General features: G+C 58.2%; 12 protein-coding genes and 11 pseudogenes. 13 read left to right on the top strand and 10 right to left on the bottom strand.

From position 1 onward, the window contains the following. Positions 1–171: 171 nt before the first annotated feature. A complete protein-coding gene (locus tag NKI17_RS32640; protein ID WP_352907438.1) occupies positions 172–1227 on the bottom strand; it encodes a LacI family DNA-binding transcriptional regulator in 1056 nt (351 codons plus the stop codon). A 132-nt stretch (positions 1228–1359) separates the two neighbouring features. On the opposite strand from NKI17_RS32640, the gene NKI17_RS32635 reads away from it, so the two are divergent. From NKI17_RS32635 to NKI17_RS32625, 3 genes and pseudogenes are all read left to right on the top strand, one after another. Continuing rightward, complete coding sequence (locus NKI17_RS32635) at positions 1360–2505, top strand: Gfo/Idh/MocA family protein (RefSeq protein ID WP_352907437.1); 1146 nt, start codon at positions 1360–1362, stop codon at positions 2503–2505. 427 nt (positions 2506–2932) lie between these two features. Further along, complete coding sequence (locus tag NKI17_RS32630; RefSeq protein WP_352907435.1) at positions 2933–4609, top strand: ABC transporter substrate-binding protein; 1677 nt, start codon at positions 2933–2935, stop codon at positions 4607–4609. Further along, positions 4606–5597: pseudogene (locus tag NKI17_RS32625) on the top strand (ABC transporter permease). Before NKI17_RS32630 ends, NKI17_RS32625 begins: the two are co-directional and overlap by 4 nt. A gap of 98 nt (positions 5598–5695) precedes the next feature. Here NKI17_RS32625 and NKI17_RS32620 read toward each other — a convergent pair. After that, positions 5696–6847: pseudogene (locus tag NKI17_RS32620) on the bottom strand (ISAs1 family transposase). 169 nt (positions 6848–7016) lie between these two features. Between NKI17_RS32620 and NKI17_RS32615 the strand changes: the two are divergent. From NKI17_RS32615 to NKI17_RS32595, 5 genes and pseudogenes are all read left to right on the top strand, one after another. Then, positions 7017–7409: an ABC transporter permease gene (locus NKI17_RS32615; RefSeq protein ID WP_352907434.1), complete on the top strand. Its 393-nt coding sequence runs from the start codon at positions 7017–7019 to the stop codon at positions 7407–7409. A gap of 415 nt (positions 7410–7824) precedes the next feature. Then, a pseudogene (locus NKI17_RS32610) lies at positions 7825–8243 on the top strand (ATP-binding cassette domain-containing protein); the annotation flags it as partial. Continuing rightward, the gene (locus NKI17_RS32605) at positions 8229–8747 is read left to right on the top strand and encodes an ABC transporter ATP-binding protein (protein WP_352907456.1); all 519 of its coding nucleotides are present in this window, start codon (positions 8229–8231) and stop codon (positions 8745–8747) included. The pseudogene NKI17_RS32610 and the gene NKI17_RS32605, both read left to right, overlap by 15 nt. Then, entirely contained in the window at positions 8740–9792 is a 1053-nt protein-coding gene (locus NKI17_RS32600; protein ID WP_352907433.1) for an ABC transporter ATP-binding protein, read from the top strand. The genes NKI17_RS32605 and NKI17_RS32600 overlap by 8 nt, the downstream gene beginning before the upstream one ends. 35 nt (positions 9793–9827) lie before the next feature. Next, on the top strand, positions 9828–11423 hold the full coding sequence (locus tag NKI17_RS32595; RefSeq protein ID WP_352907432.1) for a CocE/NonD family hydrolase: 1596 nt from the start codon (positions 9828–9830) through the stop codon (positions 11421–11423). A 424-nt stretch (positions 11424–11847) separates the two neighbouring features. On the opposite strand, the pseudogene NKI17_RS32590 reads toward NKI17_RS32595, so the two are convergent. Both NKI17_RS32590 and NKI17_RS32585 read right to left on the bottom strand, forming a co-directional pair. Next, a pseudogene (locus NKI17_RS32590) lies at positions 11848–12170 on the bottom strand (IS66 family transposase). A gap of 26 nt (positions 12171–12196) precedes the next feature. After that, positions 12197–12400, bottom strand: a complete 204-nt coding sequence (locus NKI17_RS32585; RefSeq protein WP_352907430.1) for an IS66 family transposase — start codon at positions 12398–12400, stop codon at positions 12197–12199. A gap of 135 nt (positions 12401–12535) precedes the next feature. Between NKI17_RS32585 and NKI17_RS32580 the strand changes: the two genes are divergently transcribed. The 3 genes and pseudogenes from NKI17_RS32580 to NKI17_RS32570 form a co-directional block, all read left to right on the top strand. Further along, on the top strand, positions 12536–12697 hold the full coding sequence (locus NKI17_RS32580; protein WP_352907429.1) for a hypothetical protein: 162 nt from the start codon (positions 12536–12538) through the stop codon (positions 12695–12697). After that, on the top strand, positions 12694–12924 hold the full coding sequence (locus NKI17_RS32575) for a hypothetical protein (RefSeq protein WP_352907428.1): 231 nt from the start codon (positions 12694–12696) through the stop codon (positions 12922–12924). Before NKI17_RS32580 ends, NKI17_RS32575 begins: the two co-directional genes overlap by 4 nt. Positions 12925–12980: 56 nt before the next feature. After that, positions 12981–13706: pseudogene (locus tag NKI17_RS32570) on the top strand (ABC transporter ATP-binding protein); the annotation flags it as partial. A gap of 174 nt (positions 13707–13880) precedes the next feature. Here the strand turns inward: NKI17_RS32570 and NKI17_RS32565 are convergent. The 3 genes and pseudogenes from NKI17_RS32565 to NKI17_RS32555 all read right to left on the bottom strand — a co-directional run. After that, positions 13881–15323: a UbiA family prenyltransferase gene (locus NKI17_RS32565; protein ID WP_352907426.1), complete on the bottom strand. Its 1443-nt coding sequence runs from the start codon at positions 15321–15323 to the stop codon at positions 13881–13883. A 787-nt stretch (positions 15324–16110) separates the two neighbouring features. Continuing rightward, a pseudogene (locus NKI17_RS32560) lies at positions 16111–16802 on the bottom strand (IS6 family transposase). A gap of 751 nt (positions 16803–17553) precedes the next feature. Beyond that, positions 17554–17730: pseudogene (locus NKI17_RS32555) on the bottom strand (DUF932 domain-containing protein); the annotation flags it as partial. Between the two features lie 46 nt (positions 17731–17776). Between NKI17_RS32555 and NKI17_RS32550 the strand changes: the two are divergent. Together NKI17_RS32550 and NKI17_RS32545 are read left to right on the top strand one after the other, a co-directional pair. After that, a pseudogene (locus NKI17_RS32550) lies at positions 17777–17929 on the top strand (IS256 family transposase); the annotation flags it as partial. Positions 17930–17935: 6 nt separating this feature from the next. Further along, a pseudogene (locus tag NKI17_RS32545) lies at positions 17936–18198 on the top strand (adenylate/guanylate cyclase domain-containing protein); the annotation flags it as partial. A 664-nt stretch (positions 18199–18862) separates the two neighbouring features. Here NKI17_RS32545 and NKI17_RS32540 read toward each other — a convergent pair. The 3 genes and pseudogenes from NKI17_RS32540 to NKI17_RS32530 all read right to left on the bottom strand — a co-directional run. Beyond that, positions 18863–19069 carry a zinc-binding dehydrogenase gene (locus NKI17_RS32540; protein WP_352907425.1) on the bottom strand — a complete coding sequence of 69 codons (207 nt, stop codon included), beginning with the start codon at positions 19067–19069 and terminating at the stop codon, positions 18863–18865. Positions 19070–19071: 2 nt separating this feature from the next. Further along, a pseudogene (locus NKI17_RS32535) lies at positions 19072–19764 on the bottom strand (chloride channel protein); the annotation flags it as partial. Between the two features lie 154 nt (positions 19765–19918). Further along, positions 19919–20040 (bottom strand): annotated as a pseudogene (locus NKI17_RS32530) (type 2 isopentenyl-diphosphate Delta-isomerase); the annotation flags it as partial.

Here is a 20040-nt window from a genome sequence, read left to right as displayed (position 1 = left end):
GCCTCGCGTCAGCAAGAGGCGCGTCATCGGAGTCGTTGGCGCTGGTTCACACTGCTACGCAATATGCTGCCGACATTGAGACATTGATTTACCTGCTGGTGGAACTGGCTGCCGTTCCCGATATTGACGTCGACCGCCGCCCGCAGTGACCAAGCTGCTCCGCGCGTGCAATCAGCCAAATTTGCGACGGATCCGCTCACGTGGCGTCGTCATGGACTGGCCAAAATCGACTTTGCACGGGAGGAGCCGGTCGCGGCTTGCTGTGGCATTATTCTCTATCTTCTGAAAAATGGTGTCCATAATTGTCACAGCTGCGTTGTCGATCGGCAGTTGCACAACGCCTATGGCGGGCTCCATAGCACGCATCCAGGCCGCCGGTTTGAAGGAGAAGAGCGACAGATCATCGGGAACGTGCCATTCGAGACGGCGCGCGACATTCAGGCATAACGTGATCGCCAGCTCGCAGAACGACAGTACAAGGGTTGGTCGCTCGGCCGATCCAAAAATCTCTGCCAGCGCTTCCGCGAGCTTTTCACGCCGGGAGGGCGACGGAAGCACCTGAATATCAGCGCCAGGCACAGCGGCTTTCAGCTGCTCGACCAAGTAGGATGCCAGGCGCATTTGGCTTTGGCTCTTCTGATCCTGCACGGACACAAGGATCCGTTTGTGACTAAGCCTGGCAGTCTGGGCTACGATATCACGAATGGCCGCATGATAGTCGAAGGCAATCGTTTCCGTGCCATTTCCGCCCGTGACGTTGTCTATGAAGACAGCGGCCATCTCGCTTTCGTTGAGCGCGCGAGCGCTGGGCCCGTTCTCGTTTTTGACAGGCACGAGAATAACCCCGCTTACGCGCCAGTCTTCCATACGGCCGACTAGCTCCAGTTCGCGCTTCTCCGAATTCCTACTGGAGGTTGCGGCAAGTGCGTATCCGCGCCTCTCCGCCTCCCGCTCGAGCGCGCCAATCAGGGACGCGTAGTAGGGATCGTCATAAGACGGGACGATGATGCCGATCAGATTGCGACGGCCACGACGCAGGTCGGCGGCGAGCGGATTGATGCGATAGCCAAGCGCTTCGATTGCATTCTGGACACTTTTCACGTTCTCTGGGCGCACGGTTTTGTCGCCATGCATCACCTTGGAAACCGTTGCGATCGAGACCCCGGCATAGGCCGCAACGTTGTGGATGGATGGCCGGACACCAGATGAATTCTTTGCAGCGGGCATCGAGGCCCTTCTCCCGTTGGACAGAATGACCTTATGCAAAAAAAAATTCGAGAAATCCACAATTAAACCTTTTATTTTTGGAATAAACGTTTAATTGTTCCCCTCAACGATAACTCATGTCGAGAGGATGATATGAAGGAGACGGTGAGCAAGCTTCGAGTGGCTTTGGTCGGGGTTGGGTTTGGAGCGGAGTTTGCGCCCATCTACCGCGACCATCCCGATGTTGAATGGGTGGGTATCTGCGATTCGAACGCCGACAAGCTCACAGCCGCCTGCTCACGATTCGGAATCGAAAGACGCTATGCAAGCCTGGAAGAGATTCTGGCTGATGACGAAGTCGATGCGGTTCATCTGGTGACGCCGATCCCGCTGCACGCCCAGCAGACCATTGCAGTCCTCACTGCCGGCAAGCATTGCGCATGCGCCGTTCCGATGGCGACGAGCTTCGAGGACATCGAGGCAATCATTCGCGCCCAGCGCGCGTCCGGCAAGAACTACATGATGATGGAAACCGCCGTTTACACGCGCGAGTTTCTGATGGTCCAAAACCGCTTCGACAAGGGCGAGTTTGGCGAGATTTCCTTCGCTCGCGGCGGTCACATGCAGGATATGGAGGGGTGGCCGGACTATTGGGATGGTCTTCCGCCCCACCACTACATGACGCACGCGATCTCGCCGGTGCTGCGTCTTCTCAAAAAGCGCATCAGCAAGGTTCACTGCTTCGGGTCCGGCCGTCTGCCGGAAGAGCGCCAGCGTAGGTATGGCAACCCGTTTCCTGTCGAGACGGCGATCTTCCGCTTGGAAGACAGTGATGTCGCCGTCGAAGTAACGCGCTCGCTGTTCCAGACCGTACGGCCTTATTCGGAATCATTTGCGATTTACGGCGAAAAGCTCGGCTTTGAATGGCAGCAGATCGAAGAGGAAGATCCCTTGATCTTTTCGATCCCGCAGCCGGGCTCGGGCAGAGGTCGCAAAATCGTGCATGAGTCGGCCCAAGCTCCTGATCGGCTGGACTTGCTTCCGGAAGAAATTACGCAGTTCACCCGCAAGGCCGTGTTTTCGGACGGCAAGCACCTGTCGTTTGTCCAAGGAGGCGGTCACAGCGGCTCTCATGCCCATCTCGTGCACGAATTCGTGCGCAGCATCGTTGAGGATAGGCCTTCGTCGATCGATGCTTTGACAGCGGCCGCTTGGACGGCGCCGGGCATAGCTGCGCACATGTCCGCGATGTTGGACGGAGAGTCCGTATTCGTACCGGACTTTATCGACGTCGCCTGAGAAGGACTGAGGAGCGTTCCGTCGATGGACGGGAGGATGCCGCGAGGTGGGGTGAAATGATTGTCGGTTCAATATGTAACACAATTCATCGGCGTCTTCGCCGAGGACCGATGCGGATGAAAGATTCGGACATCTCCATTCTTCTGCGCTGGATTCACGCGGATCGGTTCCACCACGGTTGAGTTTGCATGGGTAAGGGGTTGGTCGCAAGGCAGGCCTGTTGTTCGCTCTGAGTCCGCGTGAGCAAATCAAAAGGTGGATCACGCTAGAAGCTAAGGATTGAGATAGTGGAGGGGCTCGCGGATCAAGCAACCGCAACACAAGAAGCCATAACGGGGAATAGCCGCTTTTTGGGTTCATGGGAATATCAGGCGTTTACGTCGTTTGCCTGTTCCGAATGTCACGAATGAATCGATGGGAGAGCACTATGTACAAGTGGACACTTAGCCGCCGCGAGGTCGTGAATGCAATGCTTTTGGGTTCGGCTGCAGCTTGGGTCATGAACTCTGGAGCGTTCGCCGCGTCGTCCTGTGACGATCGCGTTGTGCGAGTCGGCGGAATCGAAGCCCCCGACACGATGAACCCATTTGCCGGTTGGGGCTCGGGTTTCGCATACACATATGACCATCTAGTCGGCGTGGACGCCCAGCGCCATCCCGATCGGAAGGGATTTGCCAAAGAGTGGTCGGTTGCCGATGACAAGCTCACCTGGACGTTCAAGATTTGGCCTGGGATGAAGTGGTCTGACGGCCAGCCTGCGACGGCGAGGGACGCGGCGTTCACCTATAACTATCTGCTTGGCTCCATAGGCAAGCCCGACGAACTAAATATCGGCTTAAATAACACTGGCGGGATGGAGCAAGTCGAATCTGTTGTGGCCATTGACGACGAGACTTTGCAAATCGTGACGAAGGCCCCGACCCGCTGGCCCATCGACAATTACATAATGATAGTCCCCGAGCACATCTGGAAGGATGTCTCCTACGCCGATGCGCGCGGCACCTTTCGCAACGATCCACCGCTGGTGGGCACGGGGCCAATGATTATCCAGGAGTTTCAGCAGGGCCAGTTTGTCCGCAGCGTGCCGAACCCACACTTCCGCACGGGGCAGCCGGCGACGGCCGGTATGATCTGGTTCTTGTTCAATGTGGCGGATCCCATCGCTCAGGGGTTGAAGAGCGGTGATCTCGATTACGGAAGCAGCTTGACAGCTGCCCAGTGGGATGACCTTTCGAAGGATCCTGCCATCGTTGTTGGGGAATCGCGCGTCGAGCAGCGGAATTATCTGGCCTTCAACACAGCGTCCGAGAAGGGGGCAGGCAGCACAAAGGCCCTGCAAGATCCGGCGTTTCGCGATGCGATCGGCTACGCGATCGATCAGAAAGCCATTGTTGATCGAGCAATGCGCGGACACGCCGACCCTGGCTTAGGAGTTGTGATGCCATTGGCGGCCGATTACTACTCGGATCTGAACGACATCAGACGCCACTTCGATCTCGCCGAGGCCGGCCGTCGGCTCGATGCCGCAGGATACCGGGACACAAACGGGGACGGCGTGCGGGAAGACAAGGAGGGAAACAACCTCCAGCTGCAGATGATCACCGGAACCGTCTCGGGCGTGCTGGAGATGCCGATCGCGGCGGTGCAGCTTATCGCTGGCTGGCTGGGACAAATTGGCATTCCCGTGTCATTGAGCCAGCTTGACTCCGGTGCACTCAACGCTCGTGCTGCAGCACCAGAAAATGGCGGCGGAGGCTGGGACCTGCTTGTTTCGGCAAGCTGGTTGTCTCCCACGCCCCACGATCTGCTCAGCTTGGGTAACAGCAAGCTCATCGGCTTAAGTAATGCTTCTTACTGGAAGAATGAGAAGTTCGATGCGTTGCTATCGGAGGTCGACGTCACCGCTGACATCAAGAAGAGCCAGCAGTTGGTAGACCAAGCGTCGCGTCTGATTTACACCGAAGCGCCCTACATCATGCTGTGTTACCCCTTCGTGCTCGAAGCCCATCGGAAGGACTGCTTCAAAGGCTGGGGGACCGAGGACATAGTGTCCATGTGGGGCTATTTCCCGTTTGATCGCCTGCAGCCGGTGCCCGCGCCGTGAACGAAGGCGGGGTGAGCCGGCGCATCTGGCGCATCCTCATCAGGGCGATTGTGACACTTCTGATGGTCGCGATTCTGAATTTTATACTTTTCCGAATCATTCCAGGTGACCCTGCGGCGATGCTACTGGGCGGAGCCCGCACTAGCGTATCCGCTGAGCAAATCGAGGCGCAACGCCGGAACTGGGGTCTTGACGGGCCCCTGTTCCCCGACCAAGCGCTCGACTACCTGTCGGCAACTCTCCATGGTGATTTGGGTTACAGCTTCAAGTTCAGGGGCAGGCATGTCGCCGACCTGATTTTGGAGCGCTTGCCAGCCACAATCCTCCTGGTCGGGGTTGCTCAGTTAATTGCAATCGTTATTGGGGTGATGGCTGGCGTCTACGCGGGTTGGCGCCGAGGAGGAGTCGCGGACCACCTAACCACCGGCACCTCTCTGCTGCTTTACTCAACGCCTTCCTTCTGGTTGGCCATGATCCTCGTGGTGATCTTCAGTACGTCATTAGGTTGGCTTCCGGGATACGGTGCCTATTCACCCGGAGCTACCCTCGGTTCTGTTGCCTCGTTGCTCGATCACCTACGGCATCTCGCACTGCCGGTCACCGCCGTGGCCTTGGACTCATTGGCCAATACGTCGTGGTCGCTCGCGCCGCGATGAGCGACGTAGTGACTGAGGACTACATGGTGACCGCACGAGCCAAGGGACTTACCAATGGTCAGATGTTGATGCGTCATGCATTTCGCAATGCAATGCTGCCGGTCGTAACCTTGATTACTCTCAATTTGGGTTACGTGGTTGCTGGTGCCATCACCGTTGAAGCAGTTTTCGCTTGGCCAGGAATCGGGGGGCTGACGGTGGAGGCGCTCAATGCTCGTGATTACCCAGTTCTTCAGGGAATATTCCTAGTGCTCGGTGCCTCATTTGTTCTCGCAAACCTTACAGCCGACCTTGCTTATGGCCTTCTTGATCCAAGAGTTCGGAATGAGTGAAAGTATTCAATACTCTCCACTTGGTCGGGCGAAGGCGATCAAGGCCTTTGTAGGCCAGTTTCTTGGGCATGGGGGCGCCCCAGGGCTCCGAATCCAGGTTAACGGCGTAGGTCGCCGAGGATTGCGGCGAGGTAGTCAGTGCTCCAGCCGGCCTTTTTGCGTCTGAGTTTGATGGAGCGCTTGTCGCTGACGGCCCTGACGAGGTTGAGAGCGAAATGGCGCACGATGGCCATGTTGAGAGCGCCGTGGCCTTTTCTGAGACGCGACTGGTCGTCGTTGAAGGACGACGTCGAGGGTCCAGTGCAGAGCGTTCTCGACCAGCCAGTGGCCGCGCACGGCATGAGCGGCCCGTTCGGCGGAGGCGATAAAGTATCGAAGCGGCTTTTGTCCTTCAGTCCAGTGCGCGAGCTGACGCGCACGATGGTTGTGGCGTCTGGCAGGCGCAGTTCACCGGGAAAGCAGCGCTGGCCTTCGAGCCAGCCAGTCTCGCGGGAGACGGTGACGGTGCGCTCCTCGATGCGGCCATGGCCCTTGTCGAGATCGACGAAGCTGTCGAGGCAATCGGCTGGAGCGTCGTCGAAATAGCGCTCGATCTCGGCTCTGAGCGTCGGCTGGTTGGCCTTGACGGCGAGCAGGTAGTCGGCGCCGGCATCCCTGATGGTGGTAGCAATGGCGGCGTTGGTGGCGACGGCGTCGATCGAGACGAGTGTGCCCTTGAGGCCGTCATTTGCCGCCAGGCGCTCGACAAGCACCGGGATCGCGGTCGTCTCGTTGCTCTTGTCAGCGACGGCCTCCTGTCCGAGCACGAGACGGGCAGTGGTGGCGAAGGCCGAGACCAGATGCAGCGGGGCCTTGCCAGCGCCGCGATCGTGGCTGCGCCGTGACGTCTTGCCGTCGATGGCGACGAAGTCCGGCCTGTCGGGCCATGTCTGGCGCACCCATGAGGTGAGGGCGGCCGAGAACAGGCCGGGATCGATGCGGTTCATCAGCATGGTCAGCCAGCGCCCGCCCGGCACGCCGTGATGATAGGGCAAGTAGCGGCGCAGGAAGTCGAGACGCGCCGCGCCCCAATCGGCAATCAGACCATAGTCGTCGCAGTCGCAGATCGTGCCGCAGACAACCAGAAGCAGGACTTCCGGCAGCGGATGCGCCACCCGCCATGGCTCGCGCGGGTCTTCGATCGCGGCGAAATGCTCCAGAAGCGCCTTCAGGCGCGGCTTCTCAAATCCTTCGAGGGTGGCAAGGGTCATGGCAGGGCTCCGAATCATCGAAGCTCCATGGAATCAGATCAACCGCAATCCCTAAAGTGCGTTAACCCGAGTTCGTAGCCCTGGGGGCGCCCGGCTTGGATTGCTGTGTCTGGTTTTCTTCCTTACAGTGGCAGCGGTCCCCAATATTCTGGTGGGACCGCTTCAAACTGTGATCGACGCAACCGGCGATTTCCTCGCACCACCATCAAGCCAGCATCTGCTCGGCACGGACGAAGTCGGGCGGGACGTGCTCAATCTGGTGGTCCATGGTGCCCGCATCTCGCTTACGATAGCGTTATTAGCGACTGTCATCAGCCTCATCTTCGGGACCACGATCGGTATGACGGCTGGCTATTATGGTGGCAGGGTTGACGTCTGGCTAATGCGCTTGACGGACTTCTTTTTTGTCGTGCCGTCTTTTGTCCTGGCGCTGGTCATCATGCCCGTGGTTCTCGAAGTCATGGGACGCGGCAGAGAAATCCTCGGCTTCGGTCCTTCCCTTCTTGATCATTGTCGTTATCGGCATGACAAGCTGGGCGTTCGTCGCCCGTGTCGTTCGTAGCCAGACGCTGTCGCGCTTAAGGAGCGAACATTCATTGATCGTGCGCGCGTGGCGGGCAGCAGCAATTTCAGTATCATGGTGGGGCATATCCTGCCCAATCTCGTGCCGCAAATTGCAGCCAATGGTGCTCTGGTCGTCGCCGGTGCATTTATGTCGAGACATCGCTCTCGTTCCTCGGGCTTGGCGATCCGTTGCAGCCTTCATGGGGCACTTTGCTCGCGCTCGCTCAACGCGCCGGTGCTGCGAGTGCTGGGGCGTAGCACCGGGCGTGTGCGTCCTCACGGTTGCGCTTAGCTTCGTCCTGATTGGCAACGCCCTCGACGACACCTTCAATCCACGGCGGAGGGTGATCCCATGACAAACTCCTCCCACGAGAAGGCTCCGCTTCTTGAAGTAAACGGGCTCTCTGTCGACTATGGGCTCAAGGGCGTTTCATCGCGCGCTCCGGGCCGGCGAGGCAGTTGGCCTCGTCGGAGAGTCGGGCAGCGGGAAGACCACGACAGCAATGGCGATTGCGGGTCTGCTATCACCCAATGCGCGGGTCAGCAGCGGCGAGGTGCGCTATCGTGGCAACCGACTGCCGATCGACGATGATGCGGCGATGCGCCCACATCGCTGGAGCGAAACGTCCGTTGTCTTCCAGGGCGCAATGAATGCGCTCAACCCCGTACACCGCATCATCAGCAGATCGCCGAGCCGTGTGTGCTGAAGCTCGGCATGTCGCGTGGCGAGGCGACTGCGCGGGCACGGGAGCTCCTCGAACTCGTCGGCATTCCGGCGGATCGCGGCACTGCCTATTCCCACGAGTTGTCGGGCGGTATGCGTCAAAGGGTGATGATTGCCATGGCGCTGGCATGTCGCCCCTCGATCGTGATTGGCGATGAGCCGACCACGGCGCTGGACGTCATTACACAGGCCCAAATCCTGAAGCTGCTGGGTGAATTGCGATCTCGGCTCAGCCTTGCCCTCATTTTGATCACTCACGACCTTTCTGTGGTGGCTGAGTGTTGTGATCGCGTCATGATCATGTACGCCGGCCGTATCGTCGAGGATGGCACTGTCGCCGACATCTTCGCCCAACCTAAGCACCCGTACACCAGACTGCTGATCGACTCGATCCCGAACCCTGCGAACGGCAAAAAGATGATACGGCCAATACCGGGTGATCCGCCCAACCTGGTGAATCGACCCTCAGGCTGCGCCTTCCATCCACGTTGCCCGTCGGCCATGGGGGTTTGCGCGACCGAAGTCCCCAGCCTCGACAAGGTCGCGCGGGGACGCGTCGCCTGTCACCTTCACCGGTCCTCGCAAGAAGACAAGGTCGCAGTTCATGCCTGACACCGCGGATTTGCTGCGTTTGGAGAACCTGCAAGTTCATTTTCCTATCCAGGGCGGACTGTTCGACCGTATCGCAGGTCGACCTGCCGGCGCCGTGCGAGCGGTGGACGGGATCGACCTCAACGTCAGACGCGGCGAGATCGTCGCCCTGGTCGGGGAATCTGGAAGCGGCAAAACCACGGTGGGCCGCGCCATCACCAAGCTTGCCCAGCCGACAGGTGGCAGGTTGTTGTTCGACGGCCTCGACATGACGTCGGTTCGAAGCCTGTCCGCTCTACGCCCTTACCGGCATCGCGTGCAGATGGTCTTCCAGGACGCCTATCAAGCGCTCAATCCGCGACACACCGTCTTCGACATTGTGGCAGAGCCGCTGCGTTCACTGCGGTTGGTCAATAACGGGACCCAACTGACGAAGCGGGTCAGCGAAGCGCTTGCGGCGGCCGGCCTCAATCCTCCCAATGATTTCTTCTCCCGCTTCCCACATGAGCTGTCTGGCGGTCAGCGCCAGCGGGTTGTGATTGCCGGAGCGCTTGCCGTCAGGCCGGGACTCATCGTCGCTGACGAGCCTGTGTCGATGCTCGATGTCTCGATACGCGCACAGATTCTCCAGGTCCTGGTTGACTTGCGCGACAAGCACAATATGGCGCTGCTGTTCATCACCCACGATTTGCCGCTTGCCTGGTTGATCGCCGACAGAATCGCCGTCTTGTATCTTGGAAAAATAGTCGAGATCGGCAGCGCCGACGACATCACATTCAACCCCCGCCATCCCTATACCGTCGCCTTGCGCAACGCCACCCCGCAGATTGGCGGCAACGCAGGTCGCGCCGAGTTGCCCACCCTGCAAGGCGAGGTTCCAAGTGCCGCGCGCGTGCCAAATGGCTGTCGGTTCCATCCGCGTTGCCCGCTGGCCTTCGACCGCTGCAAAGTTGAGGAACCGCCAGCCATCGAAGTGGGGCCGCAGCACCTGTCCGCATGCTGGCTGGCAGCGCCATTCGACCCGGTCATACCGCCGGCTATCCCAGGGCTACCTGCTCGTCCGTAATGAAGTCAAAACTAGAATTTCAGGGAAATCTGCAAATGCCGCTTAACGCCCAACTTACGGAAGCCGACGTGGTGCGCGAAATAAGTTATGTGCCGATGAAGGACGGAACACGCATCGCGTACATTTCATACCACCTAAAATCTGGCCACTATCCGAGCGTCTTTTGGTACACCCCCTATACAGCGAGTTTCGCGCCCTTTGAAATCGCTAAGCCCTTTCTTGAAGCCGGCTACGCCTTCGTTGGCGCTAACTTTCCTGCGACGGGTTGTTCCGAAGGTATCATCGACTTCTGGATGGACCGCAAGGAAGGTGTCTATGGCGCCGAAGTGGTCGAATGGATTGCCCAACAGCCTTGGAGCGACGGCAATATTGGAATGATTGGCAATTCATCTGGCGGTACGGTTCAATTTTTTGTCGCAGCAGAGCACCCCCCTCATTTAAAAGCAATCGTGGCGAGTGGCGTCGAGGACGGCTATGAGGACTGTTGGAACCTTGGCGGAATGCACCAACACGACATAACTGCCGGATGGTCTCTGCGAAGTGAATTCATCAGTCAGGTTATCGGAGTGGAGGGTCGGATCAGCGCCGGTGATACTGAATGTGCTGCAATTCGTGGGAGCGACAGGCAGGTCGTCAAGCGACAATTCTTTGACGAAACTCGAAAGCACCCCCTAAAGGATGAATGGTGGGATTCAATCTATCTGGCCCGGGACGAGGTCGCCGGTAAAGTCACTATTCCCGCTATGCTTATTGCCGCGTGGCAGGATGGAGCCGGCGGTGCCGTGAGGGAAAGCGCCCGGGTATTTACCCAATTGATGCCGAATGTTAAGCACAAGAAACTTGTCCTGATGAACGGCGATCACAGTATTGGCACAATTGGGCCGGCCAGCTATGGCCTGGTAGACGATGAGCGTATGAAATTCCTGGACCGATGGGTGAAGGGCATTGAGAATGGAATAGAGCACGAATTGCCGGTGACTGTATATTGGGATGTCTGCCAGCCCGATGGCGATCCTAAAAAGTCGGTTGCGGGTTGGGTAACAAGACACAAAACTTGGCCAGAACCGAAGGTCGAGCGTAGTCCTTATTATCTCACAGCCGATGCCAGAATCTGTTCTGACAAACCCGGAGCCAGTCAAAATGAGGGTTCTCGCGCTTATCTCTACCCGGCAGGATCAGAACTCTACGGAAGCAATCAGCAATTCGCGATCCAGCCGTACAAAGAAGGTGTTTTAAACTACCGGACGGCCATAGCCGACTCGGATATGACGCTACTTGGAAACCCAGAAATAACGCTCTATCTCAGCATCGACCATGGAGATGACGCTGACCTCGAATTAACGCTGAAAGACGTCGATCCTGAGGGCAACATACTCTTCTTGCAATCGGGCCTGCTGCGCGCTTCGCTCCGCGGAATCGACGACGAGCGCACATATACGGACGAAATAGTTCAATCATTTCGAAAATTCGAGAAACTCGTACCGGGTGAAGTCTACGAGGTACGGATGACATTGCTGGCACCAATCGCTCACGTTGTCAGGCAAGGGCACAGCCTCGAACTAACCATCGGTGCTCCCAATCCCATTCCGCATCCCACATCGGCAGCATTCCTGCCGGCGGTCCGTCCATAAACAGGGTTTATCACTCGGAGAGATATCCTTCCAAAATTCTCCTTCCAGTTATTCCGGGGGCAGTGGCCCAAGCACCCGCGCCCGAATGCGGCATGCAGCGGGCTCAGCCTTGTCGAAAGGGAACTGAGTTTGTGCCCGGGGGACTGCCGATCCGCTAATCTTCAACTGCTGTTGTTGGGGATTGAAGGTAACCGCCCGATTGTCACCGCCCGCCGGCTATCGTCGTGATGGCCTAAGACACGTGTTTAACGACGTCGTTTGCGACGTGTCTTAGGCGAGGTTGCGATGCGTGTGGAAATTCTTGGCCAGGAACGACCGCATCGATGGGTGATGAACAGAAGCTCGACATTGTCATGTCGGTTGGGGTTTCTGGAGCTAGGGTAACGGAAGTGGCTCATCGGCACGATGTGACGCGGCAGCAGATTTACACCTGCCGAAGCGAGCTGAACCCGCCTTTCTTCCTCGCCTTTAGGGCATCGACGAAGCGCCGCCTCGAATGGGCGATGCATCCAAGATGCGTTGCCCCTTCCAGCGTGCGCCAAGCGGAATAGCCATCACTCATCACTATGCCGCGGTAGTCGCCCAAGAAGGTCTGCGGGTGTATCTGGCCGCGACCCGGTTGACAATCGAGCAGCACGATAGGCTCGTCACAGTCCTCGCCGCTCCGGTATGCCCACATGTACGAGGTGCTGGCGCCTCTCGACCCTTTTCCTTCAGGACCTGAACAGTCGTCTCGTCGCCATGGATGAGGGGCTGCGATCTGAGCCGCAGCTTCAGGGCGTCATAGATGCGGGAGAGAGGTTTTCGCTCGAGCCGATCACCCAGTGGCCCAGAGCGCCACGCCCGACATGAACACCCGCGCGCTCGAAGGCCTGCGCCAGGCGGAAGAGCGGCGTGCCGTCGACGTATTTGTGAACGAGCGCGAAGGCCAGCGTCGAAGCCGTGGCGATGCTGCCCGGCAAGGGTTGTGCGGGCATCGGCGCGGTCACGCCCGGCGTGTTGATGCCGGTACGGTCACAATGGCGGCAGATCCCATGGGGAGTGGATCGTGGCCCGCACTCTGGTAGAGTGGGCCGTCGCAACTCGCCCAGCGCGCGTCCGGCAAGAACTACATGATGATGGAAACCGCCGTTTACACGCGCGAGTTTCTGATGGTCCAAAACCGCTTCGACAAGGGCGAGTTTGGCGAGATTTCCTTCGCTCGCGGCGGTCACATGCAGGATATGGAGGGGTGGCCGGACTTTGGGATAGTCTTCCGCCCCACCACTACATGACACACGCGATCTCGCCGGTGCTGCGTCTTCTCAAGAAGCGCATCAGCAAGGTTCACTGCTTCGGGTCCGGCCGTCTGCCGGAAGAGCGCCAGCGTAGGTATGGCAACCCGTTTCCTGTCGAGACGGCGATCTTCCGCTTGGAAGACAGCGATGTCGACGCCGAGGCTATCCTTGGTGACCACCGTGTTGTCCAGGCCCGCGATGGTGTTGTAGCTATCTTCATATGACCACCACATCGCGGCCTTCCCAGCAGCGGCAAGCGCGTCGACTGCGGACGCCAAAGAACGCGATCGATGAGAAGGTCGGTTATGCCGCCAAGATCCTAAACATTACCGATCTCCTCAAACGCTATCCCAGGCAGCTTTCCGGCGGTCAACGTCAGCGCGTCGCCATGGGCCGAGCGATCGTGCGCGATCCACAAGTGTTTCTCTTCGATGAGCCGCTAAGCAACCTTGATGCGCAGCTCAGGGTGCAGATGCGCACGGAAATCAAGCTGCTGCACCAACGGCTCAAAACGACCATCGTCTACGTCACACACGATCAGGTCGAGGCCATGACAATGGCTGAAAGGATTGTCGTCATGCGAGATGGTATCGTCGAACAGATCGGGTCGCCGCTTGAGCTTTACGATCGCCCGCGAAACGTATTTGTGGCCGGCTTCATCGGCTCGCCATCGATGAACTTCATACCGGGGACGGTGCGGGACGGTCGGTTCGTCGCGAATAGCACCACGCATTTGCCGCTCCCTGCCGGCGCGCACGGCGATGCCGCGACCTATGGAATTCGTCCAGAGCATCTCAAGCTTGACGACGCGGGCTTTCCAGCGGAAGTCGTCGTCATCGAGCCCATGGGATCGTCGACCCAGATCATTGCGAAAGTCGCCGACACCCTGATAACGGCGATTTCGTCGGAACGTCTGGCGCCGCAGCCGGGATCGACCGTGCGTCTGATGCCGCACGTGCCGGCCGTCCATGTGTTCGACCGCAGCGGATTGCGGATCAGCGAATAAACTCGATGTACCTTCCTCGGAGTCGTGCCGAAGTGATCGGGATAGGCTCACTTCAAGCCCTACGGGACCGCTCCGATTACACGGAGGTTGCTACCGTTATTCATGGCGTGGGCATAGGAATCGACGCATCAAAGGTCACTGCGATTGTCGATTGCATGCACGCGATGCCGTGTGTTATAAAGCCAAGGCAAACGCCAAAGCGATGCAGGCGCCGATTAGATAGCTAGTCTTGTCCTTGAGCGCAAAGACTACCGGATCGTCAGGCATGTCCATGCGATGACTCAGGATCCAGATCCTTTGCAGCCATATGAACATGCCGGCCGGCGCGACAAAGAGCCATACGGAATTGTGATATGCTTCGGTCACTCTGGGGTCGAGCACAACGAAAATCAGCATGATGACGATCGAAGCCGACGCGGAAGCAAGGCCATAACCCAAGGTGAGAGGCCAATCGTCGGGCAAATATCCCCGCCCCTTGATAACGTCCTTTCCTTCGGAGTGCGCATGCATCACCTCCACATGACGCTTCGCCAGCGACAGCGAAAAGAAGAGCATGGATGAGAACGAAAAAAGCCACGGCGAGAATTCGAAATCGTTCAGCACCTGCCCCATAACGATCCTCAATGTGAACAGACTTCCAATCACCGTCACATCAAGCAGGGCGTAACGCTTGAAGCAGAATGAATATGCTAATGTCAGCGCCAGATAGCTTGAAACAGCCAGCGCGAATCGAGGGTGCAAAAGCCAGGCCATTCCAAGCCCTGTAGAGAGCAGGAATATGCTCGCCAAAAAGCCGTTGATGATGCTAATTCTGCCGGCGGCAAGCGCCCTGAAGCGCTTGGTCGCATGCGCCCGGTCCGCCTCCAAATCGGCCAGATCGTTGATGACGTACGTTGAAGAAGCAACGAGACCGACAGCAAGGAAGGCGATCGCCGTCTTCATGACGACATGAAAGTCGCCCACTGTATGGGCAAGAAACAGCGGAACGAAGATCAGCACATTCTTCGACCACTGGTGTATCCTCAGTTCAGACAGCCAGTCCTTCACCGAGTCGTCTTTTTCTGCGATGATTGTCCTAACCTCGACGCCAGCGTTGCGGAGTTGACTTGCGTACCTTACTGCGTTGCCAACAAGAACGGCTCCGGCGGCCGCCTCCCAAATAGGGAGATCCGCAGCACTGTCGCCCGCATAGATGAACCCATTGGGAAAGCTTTCCTGAAGCCATTTCAGCTTGTTGCGGCTCTTGAGATTTAAGGAGCCATCGCTGCCCTTCGCTCCATCGAACCCGCCAAGATGAGAAATAACGTTGTCAGCTATGCTCTGGTCAGCTGCCGTGACGAGATGAATTTCACGGCCGTCAGCGTGCGCACCACGTATCAGATCCAACACCTCTTCACGATATGGAAGCGCCCGCGCTTCAATCGGACGAATGTTTGCCAACGTCTGTTTCAGAGCCGCGCGGTTAAACCATCCTGGAACGGAGCGAAACAGGCGCTGCGGCGAATGAAACAAGGCTTGACAGAAGTTCTCATGGAAGCTATCCGACTTTATCAGAGTGCCATCCAAGTCACAAACTAAAGGTATCTGACGGTCAAAGCAGCAGAGATTAGATATCATCGTCTTACACCTTGAAGCTCTAATCAGAGTAATCGTTGCAACTTCATCAATGAGGCAAACAGAACTATCTAGACCGGATTCGAACGGGAATGATCGGCATTTCTATTCTGCTTGGCGGCGGCACCGCCGAATGTCGCCGCATGAATGTCGCTTCCTCGAGAGCGTCCACGCAGCGATGTGGCCTAAGGCGTCGCTGCCGCACCAATTTCTTCATGCCCCAGGGTCGACACGGCGGGGGGAACGTATCTAGGAGAGTGGTGAACCTCCGGATACGCCCTCAACTCCGGAGATGTGAACTCGCGCCGACCTGACATGTTGTCTCTTCCTTCGTTTTGCTCCCAAGCTGAATCTTTTCGAAAAGTCCGGCTGCATTGCAGCAAAGGAGCATCAAAAGTCGTGCCAACTGTGCAGCAAGAGGCCAGGAAGAGTTTTCTCGCATATTATTCAATTACGTGCATGAAATTGGGACAGAACTCCTGCCCTATGTCGCGCACTCGACAAAATCGACATCAGGACGGCGGGCCAGGGTGCGCTGCCAGGATCGGCTGCGCCCCATCTGCTGGTGGCGTCAGTATCCGTTCCAAAAAGAGTTGAGTGATTCATCAGGTTGTGGTTCCGTCGGATTTGCGAAAATTCGATGGAGAGCACGATGCCTTGGACTTGTGTGAATGCCAGCCGCGTTGCAAGGAAAATTTGAACTTTTGAGCGGGTGATCGAGTGCGGACTTGTGTCGGCTCTGTCGCAATTCCGGGATGTGGACGGGAAGAGCGTCGCCTGGGAGCATTGATCAGGCGGTGAGCATTTCGAATTGCTCGGCAATTGACGGACTCGGATTGTAGGCGAACCTCGCCTGTCGCTTTCGCATCATGTGGACCAGCTCGATGCCGGAGAGGGTGATCTGGGCATTCTCCATAGACTTGAAGCCGAGCATGGATCGAACGCGGCGCTTGATGCGCCGGTGATCCTGTTCGATCCGATTGTTGAGGTATTGGCTCTTGCGGATATGGATCGGTGTTTGTGTGATCGCTCCCGCAGACGGCTTTCAGTATCGCAGGAAATGATTGCCTCACGATTGGTCTGACTGCCGTCGACGACGATGCGGTTCGGGCGTCCATGGTGGGCAAGCGCCTTGCGCAGGAAGCGTTTGGCCGCCGGAAGATCACGGTGTTCGCTGAAGAAGAATTCGACCGTGTCGCCGACGCTGTCGATGGCGCGGTAAAGGTACATCCAACGGCCGCGAACCTTGATATAGGTCTCGTCCATATGCCACTTGCCGGTGACGGTCCGCTTGCGTTTATTGAAACGCTCCAGAAGCTGGGGCGAGAAGTGAACGACCCAACGATGCACGGTGGAGTGGTCGACGTTCAGGACTCGCTCGGCCATCATCTCTTCCAGATCACGCAAGCTCAGATTGTAGGCCAGATACCACCGCACGCACTGAAGGATAACGGATCGATCGAAGTGCCTGCCTTTGAACATTGAGCGCTCCCCGAAAATCGAAGAGCTGTCAGGCGGCCGCGCCGATAACAACTGCGGAAAAAGCGCCTATGCAGCCCTGACTCGACTATTCCTCGGCGAGTACGATCTACGCCTCTTCCTTTTCTGCGCCGGAGGTCCTGCTGTAGTAAGGCCGGATGTCGCCCCGGCAGAAATCATTGCGCTAACATTTCAACATTCTCCGCGCGATTATCGCCGGTCCGTGACGGGTTTACGGATGACCAAGCAATATGCGCGCCAAAGGAAAAACCCGTTCAGATACAAGGCAATCGATCGAACCGGCTATGTCGCATCTCCAACATCGTCGTACATCGGACAATGCCAGGCGACATGTCTCGGGGACGTCAAATTGGCCTCTTCCTCAATCTGTGTGGCTAGACTTCTTGATGGGCAACATGCGTGCTCTAAGGAGTTCTGGCCTTAGAGGCTGCCTCGTTACCGGAATACCTCGAGCGCATCCTATGTGCTCGACGAGATCGTCCAACTGCCCGCAACGACCCGAGCGCGAGGTTGGTTGGCATCGCCTTCTGCGGATAAGCCGGAGCTCGCTCAAACTGCCATCGAACCACACCTATCAGGGCAGCGAGTTATCTCCAGCTTTGGGAATCCCAAGTGAGTCAGCAACAAGCTCGTTGGTATTGGAGGCTGGCTGAGTGGCGGCCGCCTCGCCGCGAAGATAGGCGTGTGGCGCCTTCACGCAGGGATCCGCGTTCTTTTTGTCTTGTTTGTGGGGCTCATGGTCGAAGATGCGACCATAGTCCGGACCGGTGACGGCGCGCAGTTCGACGCGGCCGTCCTCGATCTCCAGCGTCTTCACCTGCTCGGCCCGGTGCGAGGTCAGGCCATACTGCAGATTGATGCCGGCGAGCGGGGCCGGGAGCTGGCGCAGGTAGGCGACCGGAGTACCGACCCAGATGGGGCAACTTCACCTCGATGCCGGTTTGCGCAAGGATTGCGGCGTTTCGACAGGGGATTTTCAGGACGCTCTGGCGGCCCTCTTGGGCAAGGAGGCGCCGAACCTGTCACCTTCGGTGATCACGCGGGTGACGGCACAGTGGAATGCCGAATACGATCGTTGGCAAAAGCGCGATCTTCCGGCGCGGCGCTATGTCTCGTTTCAACTGGGAAGGTACGAACAGGCGGTTGGCTTGCTGAAGCAGCGGCTGACCCGCAATCCCGTTACCGACGTCTCTCGCGCTTCTGGCCTCCAGTTACGGCCATCTGGGCCGTTTCGGCGAGGCCCGCGCGGCTTGGCAGGAGGTGTTACGGGTCAATCCCCGACTACTCCCTGGAACACCGTTGCAAAGTGTTGCCCAACCAGAACCCCGAGGATTTCGAGTTGGTGGTGGACGGGCTTCGCAAGGCCGGCTTGGTGTAACTATGGACCAGGGGAATGCCCGGTTTCAACCTTTCTGCAGCCTCTCTCAAAGGAGAAGCAATGACTAGTATTGGCGCCCCCATCCTCGCCGATGTCTGGCCAGCGTCTTCATCGAGAAATTCCGGTCGCCTGTTGAGCGCTTCAATCTCCGCAAAATAGAGTGAATGCGTCGCTGTCCGGATAAGAGACCGTGATCTTTCCACGTTTGGCAGGCGTTCCATGACGAACCGGACGGCATTCTTGAGACTCGTGCCGCGGACGCGCGTCGTCACAGTTTTGTTGCCGTGATTAGGGGAAAGTGTGAGAACCGTCGCCGGCATATTAGGGTCGACGTGCAGCATCTTGAGACCTCCGTGAAAACTCGAGCGATACGTATCACCGGCACGTGTCGGCTGTTTGACACCAGCGAAATCACGAAGAGATTCGGCGTGGCATGACGGAGAAGCGTCAACTCATGGAGCCGCCGGTCAGAGTGCCGTGACTCCGAAACGGATTTGCTGCAGATGACGCGGTTGAAACTGATAACCGCCATTCGGTGGTTGTCACACGGTGGTCGGTCGAAACGGTATCCCAAGACGAATAACGGGAACGACTGCGTGGCAGGATATTGCGGTCGTTCTGCAAAATATCTGCGGTCGCATACCTCGAAGCTTGCGCGCGATAGCTACGCGTCCATCACGATGGCGCCAGCTACCTTGCGCGCTTCGGCCGCGCGGTGCGCCTCAACAATGTCGTTGAGGGGAAAGCGCGCGCCGATGTCGACAGCGACATGCCCTTCGTTAATCGCATTGAAAAGGTCGGCAGCATTTAAACGGAATGTCTCCGGGTCACATTGTGCGGGAAGACGGAAGGGCGCGTGAGGAAAAGGCAACAGCGCCGAATGCGCCGTGTGATCCGCAACGCCAGTAGCGAGAACAGCGCACCGAACCCGCCGCCAATGACGCCACAGGCAATCACCAGTGGCCAGTCTCCGCCGAAGGCCACCGTGTCTTTCGCTACGCCAAAATAGGTGTAGTTGCCGATGAGACCCAGAGAGGCAAGGCCGGCAAGGATTACCGCGGTCAGGACCAGCCCGTTGGTGCGAGCCTCGTGGGTGCGCCCCACCTCTTCGATCGCAAACACGATTCCGGCAAGCGGTGTGTTGAACGCGGCCGCGATACCGGCGGCCGAGCCGGCCAGGATCAGGCCTCGTGCCTGCGCCATGCCGCCCCAGCGCGCTGCCTGCAGCATCAGTGAGGCGCCGACCTGCACCGTCGGCCCCTCGCGGCCGATCGAGGCCCCGCAAAACAGGCCGACCACCGTCAGCGCGATCTTGCCCATGACCAGCCGCAACGACAGGATCCGGCTGCGGCCGTCTTCATCACGTCGGGCGGCGATCGCCTGCGGGATGCCGCTGCCTTGCGAGCCCGGAAAGAACGCATGTGCAAGCCAGGCGCAGAGTACGAAGCCGAGCGGCGTCATCACCAGCGGCAGGTAGGAGCGCCAGCCGCCCTCCGTCCCGACAAGCGCGCGGAACAGCGATCCAGCCCATGCAGCAGATCGCCGACTGCATGAGCATATGCGCACCGTGAACCGACCAGCGCATCTGCTGCTTCTTGACCATACGTTTCCCGACGACTGAGTAGCATGCGTCCAGTTGGTTCAGTGGGCAGGAAATCGGCCAGCACCTTCGCCGCCTGCCGGTAGGGCAGCATGCTTCCTAACCGCGCCGTCAGTTCCATCAACCGGCGGGCAGATGTGCCGAGGGCAACAAGCGCGCCTGACGCAACGCCGCCAGATCAGCCGAGCCGGTGCAGAAGCAGGCGACGGCCAACTGGCGGATGACGATCTCGAAATGCGCGA

Origin of the sequence: Mesorhizobium sp. M0816 (assembly GCF_040320005.1) — a bacterium.
Lineage (GTDB): Bacteria > Pseudomonadota > Alphaproteobacteria > Rhizobiales > Rhizobiaceae > Mesorhizobium.
The sequence above is the reverse complement of the archived record's forward strand: the minus strand, read 5'-3'. Positions and strand labels throughout refer to the sequence as shown.

Coding starts and splice junctions, on each gene's coding strand:
- NKI17_RS32605 (WP_352907456.1), top strand. CDS start 8,229: ATGCGTCAAAGGGTGATGATTGCCATGGCGCTGGCATGTCGCCCCTCG.
- NKI17_RS32565 (WP_352907426.1), bottom strand. CDS start 15,323: ATGATATCTAATCTCTGCTGCTTTGACCGTCAGATACCTTTAGTTTGT.
- NKI17_RS32580 (WP_352907429.1), top strand. CDS start 12,536: ATGATGATGGAAACCGCCGTTTACACGCGCGAGTTTCTGATGGTCCAA.
- NKI17_RS32640 (WP_352907438.1), bottom strand. CDS start 1,227: ATGCCCGCTGCAAAGAATTCATCTGGTGTCCGGCCATCCATCCACAAC.
- NKI17_RS32635 (WP_352907437.1), top strand. CDS start 1,360: ATGAAGGAGACGGTGAGCAAGCTTCGAGTGGCTTTGGTCGGGGTTGGG.
- NKI17_RS32585 (WP_352907430.1), bottom strand. CDS start 12,400: ATGCCCGCACAACCCTTGCCGGGCAGCATCGCCACGGCTTCGACGCTG.
- NKI17_RS32575 (WP_352907428.1), top strand. CDS start 12,694: ATGACACACGCGATCTCGCCGGTGCTGCGTCTTCTCAAGAAGCGCATC.
- NKI17_RS32595 (WP_352907432.1), top strand. CDS start 9,828: ATGCCGCTTAACGCCCAACTTACGGAAGCCGACGTGGTGCGCGAAATA.
- NKI17_RS32600 (WP_352907433.1), top strand. CDS start 8,740: ATGCCTGACACCGCGGATTTGCTGCGTTTGGAGAACCTGCAAGTTCAT.
- NKI17_RS32630 (WP_352907435.1), top strand. CDS start 2,933: ATGTACAAGTGGACACTTAGCCGCCGCGAGGTCGTGAATGCAATGCTT.